At 69.7% G+C, this 19,100-nt stretch carries 15 protein-coding genes and 1 pseudogene; 6 read left to right on the forward strand and 10 right to left on the reverse strand.

Annotation, left to right across the window (positions count from 1 at the left end; translation table 11 throughout):
* Window positions 1-545: 545 nt before the first annotated feature.
* The 3 genes from ACIQE0_RS11400 (at window position 546) to ACIQE0_RS11410 (ending at window position 7,093) form a co-directional block, all read left to right on the forward strand.
* Window positions 546-809: a hypothetical protein gene (locus ACIQE0_RS11400; RefSeq protein WP_366335558.1), complete on the forward strand. Its 264-nt coding sequence runs from the start codon at window positions 546-548 to the stop codon at window positions 807-809.
* A 430-nt stretch (window positions 810-1,239) separates the two neighbouring features.
* Window positions 1,240-6,138, forward strand: a complete 4,899-nt coding sequence (locus tag ACIQE0_RS11405; protein WP_402330824.1) for a DUF6531 domain-containing protein — start codon at window positions 1,240-1,242, stop codon at window positions 6,136-6,138.
* 31 nt (window positions 6,139-6,169) lie between these two features.
* A complete protein-coding gene (locus tag ACIQE0_RS11410; protein WP_402330825.1) occupies window positions 6,170-7,093 on the forward strand; it encodes a hypothetical protein in 924 nt (307 codons plus the stop codon).
* Window positions 7,094-7,196: 103 nt separating this feature from the next.
* Here the strand turns inward: ACIQE0_RS11410 and ACIQE0_RS11415 are convergent, their stop codons facing one another.
* From ACIQE0_RS11415 to ACIQE0_RS11445, 7 genes and pseudogenes are all read right to left on the reverse strand, one after another.
* Window positions 7,197-7,709 carry a GNAT family N-acetyltransferase gene (locus ACIQE0_RS11415; protein WP_402330827.1) on the reverse strand — a complete coding sequence of 171 codons (513 nt, stop codon included), beginning with the start codon at window positions 7,707-7,709 and terminating at the stop codon, window positions 7,197-7,199.
* A gap of 163 nt (window positions 7,710-7,872) precedes the next feature.
* Window positions 7,873-8,151: pseudogene (locus ACIQE0_RS11420) on the reverse strand (GNAT family N-acetyltransferase); the annotation flags it as partial.
* A gap of 41 nt (window positions 8,152-8,192) precedes the next feature.
* Complete coding sequence (locus tag ACIQE0_RS11425) at window positions 8,193-8,594, reverse strand: GNAT family N-acetyltransferase (protein WP_402330830.1); 402 nt, start codon at window positions 8,592-8,594, stop codon at window positions 8,193-8,195.
* Between the two features lie 392 nt (window positions 8,595-8,986).
* Complete coding sequence (gene htpG / locus ACIQE0_RS11430; protein WP_402330832.1) at window positions 8,987-10,897, reverse strand: molecular chaperone HtpG; 1,911 nt, start codon at window positions 10,895-10,897, stop codon at window positions 8,987-8,989.
* 206 nt (window positions 10,898-11,103) lie between these two features.
* A complete protein-coding gene (locus ACIQE0_RS11435) occupies window positions 11,104-12,315 on the reverse strand; it encodes an MFS transporter (RefSeq protein WP_402330834.1) in 1,212 nt (403 codons plus the stop codon).
* 124 nt (window positions 12,316-12,439) lie between these two features.
* Window positions 12,440-13,036, reverse strand: a complete 597-nt coding sequence (locus tag ACIQE0_RS11440; protein WP_366335544.1) for a helix-turn-helix domain-containing protein — start codon at window positions 13,034-13,036, stop codon at window positions 12,440-12,442.
* A gap of 118 nt (window positions 13,037-13,154) precedes the next feature.
* Window positions 13,155-13,829, reverse strand: a complete 675-nt coding sequence (locus ACIQE0_RS11445; RefSeq protein ID WP_402330836.1) for an HAD family hydrolase — start codon at window positions 13,827-13,829, stop codon at window positions 13,155-13,157.
* A gap of 391 nt (window positions 13,830-14,220) precedes the next feature.
* Between ACIQE0_RS11445 and ACIQE0_RS11450 the strand changes: the two genes are divergently transcribed.
* A complete protein-coding gene (locus tag ACIQE0_RS11450; protein ID WP_402330838.1) occupies window positions 14,221-14,979 on the forward strand; it encodes a GntR family transcriptional regulator in 759 nt (252 codons plus the stop codon).
* A gap of 66 nt (window positions 14,980-15,045) precedes the next feature.
* A complete protein-coding gene (locus ACIQE0_RS11455; RefSeq protein ID WP_402330840.1) occupies window positions 15,046-16,305 on the forward strand; it encodes an MFS transporter in 1,260 nt (419 codons plus the stop codon).
* Window positions 16,306-16,428: 123 nt separating this feature from the next.
* On the opposite strand, the gene ACIQE0_RS11460 is transcribed toward ACIQE0_RS11455, so the two are convergent.
* The 3 genes from ACIQE0_RS11460 to ACIQE0_RS11470 form a co-directional block, all read right to left on the reverse strand.
* Window positions 16,429-16,653: a hypothetical protein gene (locus ACIQE0_RS11460; protein WP_366335538.1), complete on the reverse strand. Its 225-nt coding sequence runs from the start codon at window positions 16,651-16,653 to the stop codon at window positions 16,429-16,431.
* A 409-nt stretch (window positions 16,654-17,062) separates the two neighbouring features.
* Window positions 17,063-17,974, reverse strand: a complete 912-nt coding sequence (locus tag ACIQE0_RS11465; RefSeq protein ID WP_402330842.1) for a helix-turn-helix domain-containing protein — start codon at window positions 17,972-17,974, stop codon at window positions 17,063-17,065.
* A gap of 141 nt (window positions 17,975-18,115) precedes the next feature.
* Window positions 18,116-18,352 carry a DUF397 domain-containing protein gene (locus tag ACIQE0_RS11470; protein ID WP_366335535.1) on the reverse strand — a complete coding sequence of 79 codons (237 nt, stop codon included), beginning with the start codon at window positions 18,350-18,352 and terminating at the stop codon, window positions 18,116-18,118.
* A 198-nt stretch (window positions 18,353-18,550) separates the two neighbouring features.
* Between ACIQE0_RS11470 and ACIQE0_RS11475 the strand changes: the two genes are divergently transcribed.
* The gene (locus ACIQE0_RS11475; RefSeq protein WP_366335533.1) at window positions 18,551-19,081 is read left to right on the forward strand and encodes an ATP-binding protein; all 531 of its coding nucleotides are present in this window, start codon (window positions 18,551-18,553) and stop codon (window positions 19,079-19,081) included.
* Window positions 19,082-19,100 lie beyond the last annotated feature (19 nt).

Here is a 19,100-nt window from a genome sequence, read left to right on the forward strand (position 1 = left end):
GCTCAGATACCGAAGACGACAACCACGCCAAGCGTGTACGCAATGAGGAAGTGATCGGGACCTGGCGCAGCACGGGCGGAGGGCTCAGCAAGTTTACCCCTAACGGCAGAGTCGACATCTCCGGAGTCAGCTGTCAGGACCTGCTACTTGCGACAGGCGGATCAGCTGAGGTCAGCGGCGAATGGCGAATCACTCGAACCCACCCAGGAGGAGAATGGTGGATTGACCTCAAATTCCCCGCAGGGACCTGCCAAAACAAGGGTAGATCAGAGAGCGGATTCTACGTCGACAGACACTCCGGGACTACTTTCCTACACCTTCGCGATCCAGGAATGAACGAAAAGCGATTGACTTTCACCAAAGATCCCAAAATTCACCGACCAGTGAACGAAGTCCACTCTCCGGATGCACGTTAAATGTTCGACAGGGAAAAGTCATTTCAGGGATCGAGGGAAGGTGGGTTGGCCGGAGGGTTGCCGGCAGGGTGTTGGTCGATCCAGGAGAGACCGCCGATTTCGAGGCGGGCCCTGGTTCGGGGCGAGCAGGTGCGTGCCGACCTGCCCCTGCACGCCAGCCCTGAGGCCCAGGCCGCCTACGTGAACGGGCTGCGCGAGCGGCTGCGGGCCGCACTGGACGCGCCGGGGGTCCTGGAGCGATTCACTGCGGCGCGCGATGATGAGGACCTCGGCCGGCTTCACTCCGTTCTCCCCCACCTCACCGGCCTCCCCGCAGACCCGGAATTGTGCGTACGGATGACGACGGGGCGGGCCCGGGTGATGTCCGCAGCCGACAACGGAGCGTGGGAGTGATCCGTCCGGCCCACACCCTGATATCAGCGAGGTCCCCACCCATACTCACGTCAACGACCAGCCTGCCCAACCGTCACGACAAACACCGTTGCAGTACTCAGCGTCCCGATCAGTCAACTTGGCCTCCTGACCAGCCGGTTGAGCGTGTAGTCGGACGAGACCCGCGAGGCGGCCGAGGGCGGGTGACGGACCTCTTCAGCAGCGCGGCGATGCACTACGCCCCCATTTCCGCCTATCGCGACCGAGTATGACCGATCGGCGATGGCCGAGACCTTTCGCCGGCGCAACGGTCGCTTGGACGCACCCCTGGGCGGGCCCGAGAGGGCCGTGATAGGGCAGAGGAGGACGAGAACGGGGGCGCCCACCGCATCTTCAGGCTGCGGGGCGGGCCTGCCCGCCGAGCCGAGCCCCACAACGGTGGAGTAGCTTCATGCCGAATCCCGAAGAGCCGACGGAGCCCGCCCAAGTCACCCGCCCCCTGGCCGAGTTGCTCGGCAGACACCCCGGCTATGGATTCGCCGGATCGGGCGTCAGCACCGCCATCGGGAACCACACCCAGGAGACGGTCGACCTCGCGTTTCCCGGGGCCCTGCTCGGCCTGCTGGACTGGCGGCGGACGTACAACTCACGTGGCCCCGTGGGGAGTCCACTCGGGCACGGCTGGACCGCCGCGTTCAGCTCACGTCTGACCGACCGGCCGGAGGGCGCCGTGGCCTTCCACGACGACGACGGCCGGACGCTGGTCTTCACACGGGACGAACGCGGCCGGTTCATCCGCCCGCAGGACCTCGCCGCCGATCTGATCCAGGCCGAGGACGGCAGCCGCACCCTGCGGTACAACTCCGGTGAGCGGTGGCACTACACCGCGTCGGGGCGGTTGGCGCAGCTCACTCGTGAAGACCGCCGCGTCGGCCTCGCCTACGACGACGAGGGCAGGCTGCTGCGCGTTTCGCACTCCTTGGGCCGGCATCTCGCCCTCTCCTACAACGCGGAGGGGTACCTCGCCTCCGTCACCTCGGACGACGGCCGCACGATCACCTACGCGCACGGCGACGGCGGTGTCCTCACGACCGTGACCGCTCCGGGCGGTGGCGTGACCCGCCTCGCGTACACGCCCGAGGGACTGCTGGCGAAGGTCACCGACGCCGACGGCGTCGCCACCCTCACCCACACCTACGACCCTCAGGGGCGGGTGGTCCGTCAGCGGCCGGCCTCCGGAGGCACCGTCGAATTCGGCTACGACGATCCGACGGGAACCACCACCGTCACCCGCCGCCCCTCCGGCGCCCGCTCCGTCTTCCGGGCGAACACCGACGGCCGGCTGGTCTCCGTCACGGACCCGGCCGGACACACCTCCGCCTTCGGCTACGACGAGCGCGGCCGCCTCATCCACGCGACCACCCCCTCCGGCGGCGAGCTCACCCAGACCTGGGACGCCCGCGACAACCTGCTGACCCACGACTTCGCCGGCGCCGTCACCAGCTACCGCTACGACGGCGACGACCGGGTCACGACCGAAACCGAACCCGGCGCCGACGACCCCACCCGCTACACCTACACCGGCGGCAGCCACATCCCCACCACGGTCACCGAACCCGGCGGCGCCCGCACCGAACGCACCGTGGAGAACGGCCTCATCACCTCCGAGACCGACCCCGACCACCTCACCACCCACTACGAGCACGACCGCCACGGCAACCTCATCACCGTCACCGACCCCGGCGGACAGGTCGCCCGCATCGCCTACGACGAGCGCGGCAACCAGACGGCACTGACCACGCCCGACGGAAACACCTCCCGCTGGTCCCACGACGCCGACGGACGGATCACCGAGCACCACGACCCCCTCAACACCCGTACCGCCTACCGCTATTCACCGGGCGGACAACTCCTGGAGCAGACCGACGGCGCGGGCGGAACCACCACCTACACCTACGACGACGCGGGCAACCGCGCCTCGGTCACCGACGCCCCCGGCCACACCACCGCCTACGCCTACGACGAGGACGCCAACCTCACCCGGATCACCGACCCCGAAGGCGCCGAGACCCACTACGAGCACGACGCGTTCGACCGGATCACCAAAATCACCGATCCCGAAGGCGGGGTCACGGAGTTCGGCTACGACGCCGACGGCAACCTCACCGAGCAGAAGGACCCTGTCGGAGCCACCAGCAGGGTCGAGTACGACGCGCGCGGCCTGCCCGTCACCGTCACCGACGCCGTCGGCGCACAGACCCGCAACGTCTACGACCCCGCCGGTCGCCTCACCCAGGTCACCGACGCCCCGGGCGGCATCTGGCGCATCGCCTACGACAAGGCCGGGATGCCCGTCAGGGTCACCGATCCCAACGGCGCGGAGAGCAGCAACGAGTGGACGGCCGCGGGCCGCCTGGCCGCCGCGACCGACCCGGACGGCCACCGGCTGACCGTGCGCCACGACGGGCGGGGCCTGGTCCGCGAGGTCGTCGACCCGGAGGGCGGGATCACCCGCTATGCCTACGACGCCCTCGGCCGCCGCACAGCGGTGACCACTCCGGCCGGGCTGACGACCCGTGCCGAGTACGACGCGGCGGGCAATCAGGTCGCCACCGTCGACCCGCGCGGCTGGGTGACCCGGCACACCTACGACAAACGCGGCGAGGAGACCTCGGAGACCCTGCCGAGCGGCATCACCACCTGCTTCCGCCACGACGCGACCGGCAACCTCACCTCGGTGGTCAACGGCGAGGGCGACGAGACCCAGTACGGCTACGACCGCGCCGGCCGGCTGATCTCCGTCACCGACGCCAACGGCAACGTCACGCGCTACACCTACGACAAGGCCGGCCGGCTGATCACCGAGACCGACCCGCTCGGCCGCACCACCCGCCGCGCCTACGACAAGGCCGGCAGCCTCCTCCAGGTCACCGAACCGGACGGCCAGGCCCAGCACTTCCGCTACGACGCGGCGAAACGCTGCGTGGAACACCGGGCCGACGACGGCACGAAAGTCACCTACACCCACGACAGGCTGGGACGCTGCACCAGCATGACCGACGGCAGCGGCACCACGCGCTACGTCTACGACCGGGCCGGGCACACCGTGAGCGTCACCGGACCCGACGGAGCCGTCTTCACCGCCGAGTACGACAGGACCGGGCGGCGCACGCGGCTCGTCCATCCGGACGGCCGGGACGTGCGCTACCGCTACAACCTCAACGGCAGGCTCGTGGGACTGCACGACGAGCGCGCCGGGCACGTCTCGTATGCGCTCGACCCCGACGGACGGCTGCTCACCGAGCAGTTCCCCGAACGGTACGCCCGGCGCTACCACTACGACCAAGGGCAGCTCACCCGCTTCGAGACGGTGCGCGACGGACGGCCGGTCAACCGCAGCGAGTTCACCTACGACCCGGACGACCGGCTCCTCAGCCGGCGCGACGACGACCACTTCCACACCTACCGCTACGACCGCCTGGGGCAGCTGGTCGGACAGCGGCACTGGCACCGGCGCGACTGGCCGTGGGCGCCGCCGCGGGGGCATCAGGACGAGGACGGGCACCACGAGGAGCACGGGGACCACGGCGCACCGCCGGAGTGGGCGCACCTGCCGCGCGAGGAGAACGGCTTCTGGCACGAACTCCACCACGACCGCCTCTTCTTCCGCTACGACGCGGTGGGCAACCGCATGCTGCGCCGGCACGGCGAACACCTCACGCACTACCGCTACGACGACGCCGACCAGCTGATCCGCTCCGAGGCCCACGGGCAGCGGACCCACTACACCTACGACTCCGCGGGCCGGCTCACCGAGGAACGCACCGGTGACGAACGGCGGTCGCTCTCCTATGACGGTTTCGGACGCGCGGTGAAGGTGCGGCGGACCGGGGTACGGCCGGCCCAGCGGACCGAGGCGACCTACAACGGCGACGGCCTGCTCACCCTCCTCGTCCTCGCCAACGTCGACGAACGGCACGAGACCGAGCGGACCACGTCCGTGCGCTACCGGTGGAGTTGGGACCGGATCCCGCAGATCCTCACCCAGCGCGCCGACCCGGCGCTCGCGGACACCGAACGGGGCGGCCCCGCCGACCGCTACGACGCGGACTTCACCTACGGCTACGGGCGGGTGTTCGCCAACCGGAGGGAGGACTCGGAGACCTTCCACCGGGACTCCGCCGGGTCGACGATCCGCACGCACGGCACCCGGGCCTGGGCACAGGCGGAGCGGTACACAAGCTTCGGCGCCCCCGAGGACCACCGGCACCGCTACCGTCACCAGGACGACCACGACCACGGGCACGGCGATCACCGCCACCACCTCCCCGACCCCGAGCTCCCGCGCTTCGGCTACCGGGGCGAGCTGACGACCGGTTCGGAGATCTATCTGAGGGCGCGGTGGTACGACACCCGCCTGGGCCGCTTCGGCACACGCGACCCGATCACCGTCCAGGACATGGGCCCGGACAACGCGGACCACCCCTACACCTACGCGGCCAACGACCCGCTGAACCACACCGATCCGCTGGGACTGCTGGTCGCCACCGCCGCGGTGGGCGTCCCCGCGTCCCTGCCCGCCGCCTCACCGCGTACCCAGGCACGCGGCACGGTGCAGGCCGCCGTGGTCCGGGCCGCGTCCGGCGCCACCGGGGACAAGACGACGCTGCACAACCTGGCCAGGGACACGGCCCGGAACCAGCTCGCCACCCAGATGAGGCGCCGGTTCGGGCCCAGCGCGGGCAACCGCGTCCAGTCCAACCCCGAGTTCAGGATCCCCGGGGCCGTGAAGCCGGGGAACAGGGGCACCCACGGCAACGTCGACATCATCTACCGCCACACCGACAACAGGGCCCTGATATGGGAGGTGAAGTCGGGCCTTTCGGGCGTCGCCAAGGGCTACCAGCTCGCCAAGGACGAAGTGCTCCACTACGTGGCCTGGTACCGGAAGGTGTACGGCCAGTCCGCGGCGCCCGGGGATCCCATGGAGCGGACGCGCCAGGTGCCGTATGTCTCCAGGGACGGCCGGGACTTCCACTACGTCTACTCCCCGGACTTCAACACCGACGGCGCGATCGTCTACGTCAAGAAACGGCCCAAGCGCCCCCGGCGGAAGCCACCCGTACCGGAGCCGCTGCCGCAGCCGGTCCGGCAGCCCGTCCCCGAGGCGAAGCCCAAACCGCAACCGCAACAGCCCCCTCCGGCACCGCACGCGCCCGGCGTGGACTGGGGCGATGTCGCCATCGGGGCAGGGGTCGTGGTGGGCGCGGTCGTCATCGGCGCGCTGACCCTCGGCATCGGGGACGCCATCGGGGGCGCGGTACTCGGCGGCCTGGCGGCGGTGTTCTGACCGGACGGGTGCGGGATGGTGCAATGGGCGCATGACCGGTGAGCTGACCCTGGAGCTGAACTGCCGGACCGACCGGACGGAGGGCTTCGCCCGGTCGGCCGCCGCCTGGCTCACCGAGGCCAGGGCGGAGCTGTTCCCCGCGTACGAGGCCGGCCTCGCCGACGAGCCCGCGGCGCAGGGACCGGACGAGAACGACCCGGACGCGTCCTGGGGCCGGCCGCACGGGGTGTGCGCGCAACTCCTGGTGCAACGCGCCCCGCACGGACCGGGGTTGAGGCCCTCGCGCTACTCGCGGCGGACCTGGAAGCGGCTCCTGTCGACGCTCCCGACGCCGTCCGCGCCGTACAGGTGCCTGCTCCTGATGCATCTGCTGGACGCCCGCGGACACCCGGTGGACCACGAGCACGCCGTGTCCGTCGAGTTCCGCCGGTCGCCCGAGCACCCCGGATGGACCCGCTTCGCCGCCTCGGCCCCGGCCGCGCTGCTGCCCTGGCCGGGCTCCGAGGAGGTCCAGCAGCGGTGGCTGGGCCTCCTCGGTGACTGGGCGGTCCGGCTGAACGCCGGCTACGGGCACCTCACCGACGACGCGGACCCGGCGTTCGGCACCGCCCTGGAACGCATGCTGAACCTCTCCCCCGAGGACACCGTCCCGCACAGCGACCGCACGCTGCGCGGCTACGCGTGGGGCACCCTGTGCTCGGCGGAGGTGGCGGCCCGGGTCGGCGGCCCCGAGGCCCTGCGCGCCTCCGGCGCCTTCCACGCCGTCACCGAACTCCCCGGCGGGCGCCTGCTGCTCAAGGCGACACCCCGGCTGGAGCACTACACCGGGGACGCCCCGGCCCGCGTTCTGCGCGCCCTCGCACCCGCCCTGCCACCCGGCAGGACGGACCGTGCGTACCTCCACTCCTGGATGCGCCTGGCCCCCGACGGCGACGCCGCCGACTGGCAGCGATGACGGTGCCGAGGTTGTTCGCGACAACGTGCGGGCGCCAGGCGGCGGTTCGGAAGGCGCGTGACGCGGAGCGCTGCGCGGGGTTTCCCCCGCGCAGCGGGGACGGTCAGATGCCGAACGGTGCGGCGTAGCGGACGGTGCCGCCGGGCAGCGGGTGGTCGGCGTCGAGAGCGAGGGCCATCAGGGCCTCGTCCGGGACGTCGATGGTCAGGCCGATGCCATGGGCGGAGGCGCGCGTGAAGCCGAACCGGGGGTAGTAGGTCGGATGCCCCAGGACGACGACGTAGCGCTCGCCCGCCGCCTTGGCGGCCGTCAGGGCGGCCGGCACGGCAGCCGAGCCGACGCCGCGGTTCTGCTGCTCGGGCCGGACGGCGACCGGTCCCAGGCACAGGGCCGGGATGTCGCCGATGTGGCAGCGGGTCAGCAGTGCGTGACCGACGAGGTTGCCGTTCCGGTCTGCCACGACGAGGGACAGGCCGTCCAGCCAGGCGCTCGGGTCGGCGCGCAGGGCGTCGACGAGGTCGGCCTCCTCCGCGGTGGGAAAGGCGGCGAGGTTGATCGCGCGGATGGTGGGGATGTCGGCGCTGGTCTCAGCGCGGGTGATCCACGTACTACGCATGATCGATGAAGATCCTTTTCTGAGTGAGGTTCGTGTGTGCGCCCTGCGAGTTCAGGCTCCCGGCAGGGCCGGACAGGAGGAGAGCAGGCCGCGGCCCGGGATGTGCCGGCGCCCCGGGCGCCGTACTCGGTGGCCACGGGGACGGGGCCCCGGAGGGATTGCCTAGAACGCCCTCGTCGGGCGGCCAGAACAGCCCGATCGAGCCCACCACCAAGGCGCTCTCGCGCTCGATGATCAGTCGGTGGCCGTATGCGCCGAGCCAGGCGGGGTGCTGGTCGAGAAGGCCCGCGACCACACGATCGCCTTCGGCGGGAAAGTCGTCCGCCCAGTGCCTGGACCGGGCGCCGTCGCGGACCGCGCCGGCCTCGCCCGGTGTCCAGGTCCGAAGGACGAGGCGGCCTGTGAGCACATCGGCGTGGGCGGGGGAAGAAGCGGAAGACACGTGTCTCTCCTGGTCGTTGGAACGACCCGGGCCACGCTCTGCTATCGCGCGGGCCGGATGAGGGCATGCTGACGAGGGCCGACGGCAGCCATCTTCATCAACCTCCCCATCCCGAGATCACGCGTCTGTCGCGCTGATGCGACGGTAGTGACCGCGCACCGGCGGGCGCAAAGGGCCTGGGCCTGGGTGATGAGAGACCGTCGGCCGTCGTCACGCGCGGCGGCCACCGCCGCCTGCAGGAGCAGGGAGCCGGTGTGCCTGCGCCGCTCCCCCGGATGGACGTGCAGTTCCAACTCGGCGAGGTGGTCCTGCCCGGGCCGGGTGAAGAGGCGCAGGAACGCCGACTCGACGGGGGCGCCGTCGACGCCGGATGCCAGCCATGCCAGGCGGTGACTGGACGGTCCGGCATCAGGGTCGATCAGCGCGGTCATGCGGACGGACAAGGCACCTCCAGGTGGGCAGGAGGTGGGCGGTGTCTGCGCCCACTGTGATCGCCGGTGGGCCCGGCAGGTGACGGCGTCGGGGGTGCGCCGTCGGCCGGGCTGGTCAACGGCCCGGCGAAGCTAGCCGTTTCGGCCCGGGAGCGGCAATCGGTTTTCCGGTACCGGCCTCTTCGCCGAGGTGGCGCGACTGAACGACGCTCCCAGCTTCCAGGCAGCCGAGGGGCACGCGGCGGACTTCACATCCGGCTCCCCCACCACAGCACCCGCTCCACACAGCAACGTCGGCCTCCAAGACACCACCAGGTCTTGGAGACCGACGTCAGAGACCGAACCCGAAGGCGCCACCGGCGCCGCCGTCCCAGGGACAGGCCGCCGACGCCCGGCGAAGCCGCTTACAGGGTGCGCTCCAGGCGGTCCGTCATCAGCTTGACGAACCGCGCCGGGTCCTTGGGCTGGCCGCCCTCGGCGAGCACCGCCAGGCTGTGGAGGAGCTCGGCGGACTCCGCGAGCTCCGTGCGGTCCTCGCGCTCCTTGTACGCCTGGTTGAGGCCCTTGACCAGCTGGTGCTCGGGGTTGAGCTCCAGGATGCGCTTGGCGTGGGGAACTTCCTGGCCCATCGCGCGGTACATGTTCTCCAGGGTCGCCGTCAGGTCCTGTGCGTCGGAGACGATGCAGGCCGGGGAGACGGTGAGCCGGGAGGACAGGCGCACCTCCTTGATGTCCCCGTCCAGTTGCTCCTTCATCCAGCCGAGCAGCTCGGCGTACTGCTCGGTCTGCTTCTCCCGCTCGTCGTCGGAGGTGTCCTCGTCCTTGGCGTCGAGGTCGATCTCGCCCTTGGCCACGGACCGCAGCTTCTTGCCGTCGAACTCGCCGACGGCGTCGACCCACACCTCGTCGACGGGGTCGGTGAGCAGCAGCACCTCGATGCCCCGGTCCCGGAACGCCTCCATGTGCGGGGAGTTCTCGATGGCCTGGCGGGACTCGCCGGTCAGGTAGTAGATGTCGTCCTGTCCGTCCCGCATCCGTTCCACGTACTGCTGGAGCGTGGTCGGTTCGGTGTCGTGGTGGGTGCTGGCGAACGACGCGACGGTGAGGATCGTCTCGCGGTTCTCGGAGTCGGTGACCAGTCCCTCCTTCAGGGCCGTGCCGAACTCCCGCCAGAACGTGGCGTAGCGGTCCTGGTCCTTGGTCATCAGTTCCTTGACCGTGGACAGGACCTTCTTCGTCAGGCGGCGCCGCATCCGCTCGATCTGGCGGTCCTGCTGGAGGATCTCGCGGGACACGTTGAGGGAGAGGTCCGCCGCGTCGACGACGCCCTTGACGAAGCGCAGGTACGGCGGCAGCAGCGCCTCGCAGTCGTCCATGATGAACACGCGCTTGACGTACAGCTGCACACCGCGCTGGAAGTCCCGTGTGAACAGGTCGTGGGGGGCGTGGGCGGGGAGGAACAGCAGCGCCTGGTACTCGAAGGTGCCCTCCGCCTGGAGCCGGATGGTCTCCAGCGGATCGCGCCAGTCATGGCCGATGTGCTTGTACAGCTCGTGGTACTCCTCGTCGGACACCTCCTCGCGGGAGCGCGCCCACAGCGCCTTCATCGAGTTGAGCGTCTCGGGCTCGGGTGCCTGGTCGCTGTCGTCGGCTGCGGCAGGCGGCTCGGACACCATCCGGATGGGCCAGGTGATGAAGTCCGAGTACCGCTTGATGATCTCCTTGATCTTCCACGGGGAGGTGTAGTCGTGGAGTTGGTTCTCCGGGTCGGCGGGCTTGAGGTGGAGCGTGACGGACGTGCCCTGGGGCGCGTCGTCGACCGTCTCCAGCGTGTAGGTGCCCTCGCCGCGCGAGGCCCAGCGGGTGCCCTGGCTCTCGCCGGCGCGCCGGGTCACCACGGTGACCTCGTCGGCCACCATGAAGCCGGAGTAGAACCCGACGCCGAACTGGCCGATGAGCCCCTCCGCGCCGGCCGCGTCCTGGGCCTCCTTCATCTCCTGGAGGAACTTCGCGGTGCCCGAGTTGGCGATCGTGCCGATGAGCTGCCCGACCTCGTCGTACGACATCCCGATGCCGTTGTCCCGCACGGTCAGGGTACGGGCGTCCTGGTCGGCGTCGATCTCGATGTGCAGCTCGGACACATCGGCGTCGAGCGCGTCGTCCCGCAGCTTCTCCAGGCGCAGCTTGTCCAGCGCGTCGGAGGCGTTGGAGACGAGCTCCCGCAGGAAGACGTCTTTGTTCGAGTAGACCGAGTGGATCATCAGCTGCAACAGCTGACGGGCCTCTACCTGAAACTCAAACGTGGAAGTCGGCATGTTCGCAAGTACCTCGCAGGTCCAGTCGTCGGAACTGAGCCACTGTAAAACACCACGTCACCTGGGGTGGGGAGGATGCGGGAACAGTGGGCCGATCCTGGTGCGGCGCGACCGCGCTCGGGGCGGCGCCGCGCCAAGTCGGCTGCCTCGCCCCGCGGTTGTCAGGCGGCACCGTCGGTCGCGCCGCGTCCGGTCTCAGCAGGGCGTCAGCAGTCGACCGGTGCCGCCTGCGGCGCAGGCCGGACGGGGGCAGGCCGGACGGGGGCAGGGACCGTCACGGGGACGGGGCGGCGGAGGAGGTCGGGCAGGACGGTGGCCAAGCCGGCCAGGGCCATGACCGCGCCGAGCCACAGCGGGCCGCGCAGGCCCCAGGTGTCGATCGCGACGGCGCCGAGGGACGAGCCGAGGATGACACCGAGGGTGATGAACGAGGTGTGGACGGTGTTGACCAGCGGGCCCGCGTTGCCGGCGCGTTGGACCCTGATCGCCATCGCCGGGTTCATGGTGACGCCGACCAGGCCGATGCCCAGCATGCAGACGACGGCCGGGGCGGGCAGGTCGGCGAGGACGGCGAAGCCGGTGAGGAAGACGAGGTTGAGGACGAGGCCGACGGCGAGCACCTGGACGCTGTGCCGGTCGGCGAGGCGGCCCACGATGTTGTTGCCGATGACCGTTGCGGCGCCGTAGGCGATGAGCAGGACGGGGACGCTGCCGGTGGAGAAGCCGGTGACCTCGGTGAGGATGGGATTGAGGTAGCTGAAGGCGGAGAAGGTGGCGCCGATGATGAGCGTGCTGGTGGGCAGCACCAGCCACAGCTTGGGCTTCTTGAAGACCCCGGCCTCCTCCCGGAAGCTGCCGACGCCCTCGGCCCGCTCGATGCGCGGGACGCCGAACAGGGTGGCCAGTGCGGCGATCACGGTGATCAGGGTGACGGTCCAGAACGCCGCGCGCCAGCCGAGGCGTTCGCCGACGAGCGTGGAGAGGGGCAGGCCGAGGAGGGTGCCGAGCATCAGGCCGTTCAGCGCGACGGCGACGGCGCGGCCGCGGACCTCGGGGCGGGCGAGTTGGGCGCACAGCGAGAGGCTCACGCCGAAGAATGCCTGGGAGGCGATGCCGGTGATGATCCGTGCGGCCATCATCAGGCCGTAGCCGGTCGCGGTGGCGGCCAGCACATTGCCCGCCAGGAAGACGGCGAACAGCACCGACAGGGCCGTGCGCGGCGGGAACTTCATCAGTGCCACGGTCAGGAACGGTCCGCCGGCCGCCATGGCGACCGCGAAGGCGGTGATGAGGTAGCCGATCTGCGGGATGGTCGCGTTCAGCCCGTCAGCCATCTGCGGCATCAGCCCGGCGACCGCGAATTCGCTGGTCACCATGGCGAAGATGCCGAGTGCCAGGACGTATACGGCACGAGGCACGGTTCGGTCTCCTTCGGGAGGGGCGCCGCCCGGCGTGATGTGCCGCGCGTGCCTGGATCGGGTTATGTATTGATCAGTTCAAAACGTGGGCATGCGTGAACGCCGCGCGGGGCGGCGTCGCATGTCAGCGGGTCAGGGCGTCCATGGTGACCTCGGCGATCGATTCCAGGGCGGCCCGGTCGGCACCACCCTGGCCCGAGACGCGCATACCGGCGATGGCCGCGTTGACAAAGCGGGCCAGCGCCCCGGCATCCCGGGGCGAGGTGATGCTGCCGTCCCGCCGCCCCTCCTCGACCACCGCGCGCAGGGCCGCCAGCCGGCGGGCGGCGTCGCGCTCAAGCACCCCCGCCGCCCCGGCGTCCCGGCCGGCCAGCTCGACCGTGGTGTTCACCGTCAGACAGCCCAGGCTGCGCCCGCCCGCCCGACATTCGGCGTCACTTTCCACGATCCTGACGAGCAGGGCACGGATGCGGTCCGCCGCACTGAGCCGCGCGTCCGCCAGGATGGCCAACTGCGCGGTCGTCATGGTGTCGATGTAGTGGGCCAGCGCACGCATGAACAAGTCGTGCTTGCTCTTGAACGTGTTGTAGACACTGCTGCGCCCCAGCCCCGTCGCCTCGCACAGATCCTGGGTGGAAGTGGCCTCGTAGCCCTTCTCCCAGAACGTGCGCATGGCCGCGTCCAGGGCCCGCTCCTCGTCGAACAACCGTGGTCGCGCCATGACGCGACCCTAGCCGTTTTGGATCGACCGTTGCAATACTCGATCCGCACCGCCCCCGATCACCGGGGACGGCAACCAGCCTCAAGCACCCGACGAAGCCCCCTCGGAAGGGGGGCGGTCAGCAGACACCGCCACGCCTCAACCCTCCGGCCCAACCCCGCAATTCGGGTTCGGCCAGGCTCGCACCCAGCCAGTCGTGGTCGAGGTCGGCCCCAGGCAGCGATGGCACGACCGCGACATAGAGCCCGGCGGCACGCGCCGCGGCGACACCCGTCGCCGAATCCTCGAACGCGACGGAAGACCCCGGGTCCGCACCGAGCGCCTCGCACGCCGTGAGGTAGAGCTCCGGTGCGGGCTTGGGGGAACGCACCTCGTCGGCGGCGAACGACCGGGTGAAGCAGTCGGCGAGACCGGCCGACCACAGTGCCACGTCCAGCAGTTCCCTGGGACTGTTGCTGGCCACGGCGACGGGGACGGCCGCCCGGCAGGCACGCACCAGCTCCGCCGCCCCGGGAAGGGCTGCGGCACCTCGGGCCAGCTCCTTGCGGGCCCCTTCGAGGAGTTCGGCGGCGAGTTCCGCACCGGCCCCGGGACGCCCGAAGTACCGGGCCATGGCCTCTCCGGCAGCCTCCACGGTGCGGCCGATGACCACGGCCTTCTGTTCGGGACCGAAGGGATGGCCATGCGCCGCGAAGAGAGCGGCTTCCACGACGGTCCAACAGGCTTCGGTGTCGACCAGCAGGCCGTCACAGTCGAAGACCACGGCCTCGGCACTGGCGGGAAGGGAGCGCATACAGGTGCCCTTTCTCGTCGGGTGATGTGTGGGTTGCCTGTCCGGCGACGATCGGCACATCAGGGCAAAAGCCCCCATTACCGCCGCCGCAACCACGAATGATCACCCTAGGTTTGCGCCCGCGGAACGTCCACATTCCTGCCCGTAATCGGGCAGAACTGACGGCGCCCGCCCCGCACTTGCTCGCCCTCACACCTCACGTGACGTGCCCGACACACCGCTTCCGCCCTCACGACGAGACGTCCAGCAGGAACGAGAACGCCGCCTCGTCGCCCGAGACGGCATGACCGCCGAGCGTATTGCTACTCCAGCAGCTTTCACCGGGTGCAGTAGCTTGCCAACGCACTGGGAACGACCAACTGCCGCGGAACAGAACACCGGAGGATCACCCATGCCCCGAGAGGCGCCGTACCTCGCAGTGGCCGACGTGCTGCGCGCACGGATCCTCTCGGGAGAGTGGGAGATCGGGGCGCGCCTGCCGTCTCGGGCACTCCTCGCCGAGGAGTACGGGGTCGGGCGCAACGTCATGCAGAGGGCCATGGACCGTCTGATCATCGACGGGCTCCTCGAAGGACGCGCCGGCTCGGGCACCTACGTCCGCAGCCCGCGCGAGCGCCTGAGACTGGTCCGCTCGCGGCACCGCGAACGCCGGGAAGGCTCGTCCCCCTGCCCCGCCACGCGGGAGCGGGGCAGGGCGGATGCCTGGGATGCCCACAGTCAGGTGCGCATCCCCGCCCCCGAGGCGGTCGCCGAGCGGCTCGCCATCAGCCCCGGAGACCTCTGCGTCACCACGCACTACGAGTTCCTCACCGACGGGCACCCCGTCCAACTTTCCACCTCCTGGGAGCCGATGGCGATCACGGCGGGAACACCCATCGTGCTGCCCGAGACGGGTCCCCTGGCGGGCAAGGGGGTGGTCGAGCGCATGCGCTCCATCGGCGTGGCCATCGAGACCGTGGTCGAGGTGCCGCGCCCGGGTCGTGCCACTCAGGCCCAGGCGAACCTCCTGGGGATCAGCATCGGGGACCTGGTACTCCGCATCGAGCGGACCCTCTACGACACCGACGGGCGTCCGGTGGAAACAGCCGACATCGTCATCCCGGACGTCCGCCGGGAAATGGTCTACGAGTTCGGAATCGATCGCCCGTAGCCGCTGAATCCGCTGAATCCATAGAAGCCTGTGGAACGGCTTCCCTGTCCGAAGTAGGAGACCCCCATGTCACCACCCACCCGGCTTGGACTCCTGCGCGATCCGGACTTCGGGTGCCTGTTTGCCGCCACCGCGCTCGGTCAGCTGGGCGACCGCATCCTCTTTCTGGCCCTGCCCCTGGTTGCCCTCGCAGCGTTGAACGCCGACGAGTTCCAGGTCGGATTGCTGGCCGCGATGACCACGGCAGGCTCGCTCCTGGTCGGGCTACCGGCAGGTGCGTGGGTGGATCGCATGCAGAAACGGTCGGTGATGATCAGCACTGATCTTGTGCGCGCGCTGGCCCTCCTGACGATACCGATCGCCTGGCACGCCGGCCTGCTCACCATCTGGTGGCTCTACGTGGTCGCGTTGGCCCATGGAATCCTGACCGTCTTCTTCGATGTCGCCTACGTCAGCTATCTCCCGCACGTGGTCGGACGCGGCAATCTCGTGGAAGGAAACGCGAAACTGTCGGCGATACGCTCGGTGACCAGCATCAGCGGGCCGACGGTTGCAGGGCCGCTGGTCGGCTTGATCGGGGCGCCCGCAACGCTTGTGGCGAGTTCGGCCGGGATGGCCCTGTCAGGGCTGCTCACCACCACCATCCGCAGGCGCGAGCCGAAACCGCAACCGAGTGAACATCCCCAACTGGGGCGCGAGGTCAAGGAAGGGCTGACGTTCGTCCTCAAGCACCCTGCCCTACGGGCGATCATGCTGGCGGACGCGATATTCAACCTCTTCCTGGTCATGTACCAGACCATGTTGCTGGTCTTCCTGGAGCGGGACATGGCCCTCCGGCCCTTCGGCGTCGGCCTCGTGCTGTCGGGAATGGGCTGTGGCGCCTTTCTGGGCGCACTGTTGGCGACCAGGATCGCCAAGCGGGTCGGGCAAGGTCCGGTCGTCTGTCTCGCGCCGCTGGTCACCTGCCCGTTGACCGTCCTGATGCCGTTGGCGCGACCGGGTTGGAGTGTGTACGTGGCCGCGGCCGGTCTCGCGGGCCTTTCCTTGGGCGGAGTCGTCCGCGTGGTGGCCCAGTCAAGCTTCCAACAGGCACTGACACCGGATCGGCTGCTGGGCCGGGTGAGCGCAACGGCTCGCTTCGCCTCCTGGGGCGGCATACCTCTCGGCGGACTTCTGGGCGGAGTCCTGGGCACTGCATGCGGAGCGTCAGGCACCTTGTGGATCGGTGCAGCCGGTATGACGCTGAGCGCCGTCCCCAACTTCCTGTCACCGCTTCGAACAATGCGGACATTGCCCGCACAGGAAAGGCCCGATTTCGCGCGCTGACGCCTCACGGGCACTCGACGAAGGAACGACCCCACACGACCTGCAAACGTAAAGGCCCCGGGCCGACTTAGGACACCGGACGACCGTGCTCCGAGACGCCCTCACATCGGCATGACCCGGCCGTCAATTGACCATGAGCCACACGACCCCGGCGCCGAAAAGCACGGTCGCTATGGTCGGCGCCGCGAAGTGGAAGCGCCGGATACCGTCGATTCGGTAGAGCAGAGCACCGAGTACGCCTGCGGCCAGGAGCAGGGCTATCGTCCCCACCGTTCCGTGCAGGGCGCCGTGGCTGTACCCGAATTCATTGATGTGGTGTAACAGCCAACCGAAGAAAGCAAAACGCATCCCAACCCCAATCGTCCACGAGCTCCCCCTGCCCGGGCGTCAACGATCCAGCGGGAAGGCAGCACCGCCAAACGTAGCATCACCGCTGACGCCCCCAGGTTGCCGCTACCGGCATGACCTTTACGGGCCTTGCCAGTTGGTCGGCGTATGCCGGTGCCGGTTTCAAAAAATCTGCCGACCCTGGCCCGCGGCGGAGACGGCAGAACCGCAACTCTCGTGGTCCACGGTGCCCATCCCCCGCCCCATGACCCATGGGAGGAACGGCATGCCTCGTGGCGCTCAGCCCCTTACGCGAAGGACAGCTGCCCGCACCGCTCTCATAGCGGTGCGGGCAGCTGTCCCGGCCCTCCGTCAGGCGCGCCGGCCGTCCTGCCCGAAAGTAGCGGGGCACGACGGCCGACGGCCCGGCTCAGCCCATCTGGTCGAGCAACGCCTTCAGGAACTCAGCCGTCTGCGCCGGCGTGTTGGCCTCCGTGCACAAGCGGTCCATCACTGCCGAGTACTGGTCGATCGAGTCCTGCTTGTCCAGGTACAGGGCGCTGGTGAGCTGTTCCAGGTAGACCTTGTCGGGGAGTTCGGGTTCGGAGAAGCGGAGGATGCTGAAGGGGGCGCCGGCCGCGGCGTTGGCGCCGACGCTGAACGGTGCGATCTGCAGCGTGACGCTCAACGTCTCGGTCGCCTTGAGGAGGTGTTGCAGCTGGGCGCGCATCACCTCGGTGCCACCGAAGGGACGGCGCAGTACGGCCTCGTCCACCACCGCCCACAGCCGTGGGGCCTCGGGTCGGGTCAGCAGCTCCTGGCGCTTCATCCGCAGGGCGACCAGGCGGTCGACCTTCTCCTGCGGTGCGTTGGGGTAGCCGATGCGGGTGACGGCCCGGGCGTAGTCCTCGGTCTGGAGCAGTCCGGGCAGGAACTGCACCTGGTAGGTCCGGATCAGCGCGGCGGCTTCCTCCAGGCCGAGGTGGAGTTCGAACCAGTCCTCCAGGACGTCGTTGTACTCGTGCCACCAGCCGGGCGAGTTGGCCTGGTCGGCCAGCTCGAAGTACTCGGCGCGGCGCTCCGGTTCCAACACGTGGTAGAGCGTCAGGAGATCGGCCAGATCCGCTCGCTTGAATCCGACTTGTCCCCGTTCAAGCCGGGTGATCTTGGCGTGTGAGCCGCGGATGGCGCGGCCCGCGTCCTCGCGTGAGATGTCGGCGGCGGTGCGCAGCCGCCGGAGCTGGGCGCCCAGCACGATACGCGCTGCGGTGGGCCCCACCTGCGGCTCCTGCAGGTAGCGCGCTATCGACAGCTCGCCTTCCGGCCGCATCATGGCGGTCATCCCAACTCCCGTAAGCGACAGTGTTGATACACCCAGTGTCCCACTTACCGGCCGTCAGGTACAGAAACGCGCCAACTTACGAGAGGTGGGTGGGCAGGCTCACAGGGCGGGCCCCCGGGACGAGCCCGCCCGGGGGCATACTCAGCCCACCATCGCGTCGAAGTCGCCGTCTTTGGCGCCGCCGATGAACGCGACCATCTCGGCGCGGGTGTAGACGAGCGCCGGCCCGTGCGGGTCGCGGGAGTTGCGGACGGCGAAGCCGCCGTCGGTGAGCTTCGCGACCTCCACGCAGTCGCCGCCGGGGGCGCTGCGCTGACTCTTCCTCCAGACCGCACCCTGGATCAGGTCTGCGGACACACCGTTGTCGAACTGCTGCATCCCGCCACTCCCTTGCTCGCCGCGCAGGCGTCTCATCAGGCATCGGGAACTGCCGCACGTGCGGCTGCACTTACCGATGCAATTACGTTTGACTCGAATGTAATTGCAGATGCACTTGCAGCGCCAGCGGCGGCCAGGGATAGTGGTCGTGGATCACCCGTTCGTGACGAAGGTCTGAAAGGCGCCACGGAGCTCGTGATGATCACCCGCACGGCAGGACCGACTGCCGCCCCGTTCCCCAGCCAGTCGCTCAACAACTGGCTCGCCCAGGCCCCACGCTTCCTCCCGTTCGGCTACGGCCGCGCCATCCGCCCCGACGGTCTGGCCGCCCGCGCCCTCGTGGCGGACGCCCAGGCAGCCTCGGAGGCACGCCGGTTCACCGGCGCCACCCTCAGCGGCTGGAACCTCAAGCCCGTCGCCGACAACGCCATGCTGGTCGTCACCGAGCTGTTGTCCAACGCCCTGCGCTACGGGCTCACCGGACCCGCCGGACAGCCCCGGGACGCCACCCCGCATCCCCTCTGGCTGGGGCTGCTGCGCTGCCGGGACCTCGTCCTGTGCACGGTGTGCGACCACAGCTCGGACGTCCCGGTGATACGGGAGGCCGACCACTTCGCCCAGAGCGGACGCGGGCTGCACATCATCGACTGCCTCAGCTCGTCATGGGGGTGGACCACCCCGACCGCCGCGGGCAAGGCGGTGTGGGCGGCACTGCCGGCCGCCGACTGACACCCGGCCCGCCAACCGA

It is taken from the genome of Streptomyces sp. NPDC093097, from assembly GCF_044754325.1.
Classification (GTDB): Bacteria; Actinomycetota; Actinomycetes; order Streptomycetales; family Streptomycetaceae; genus Streptomyces.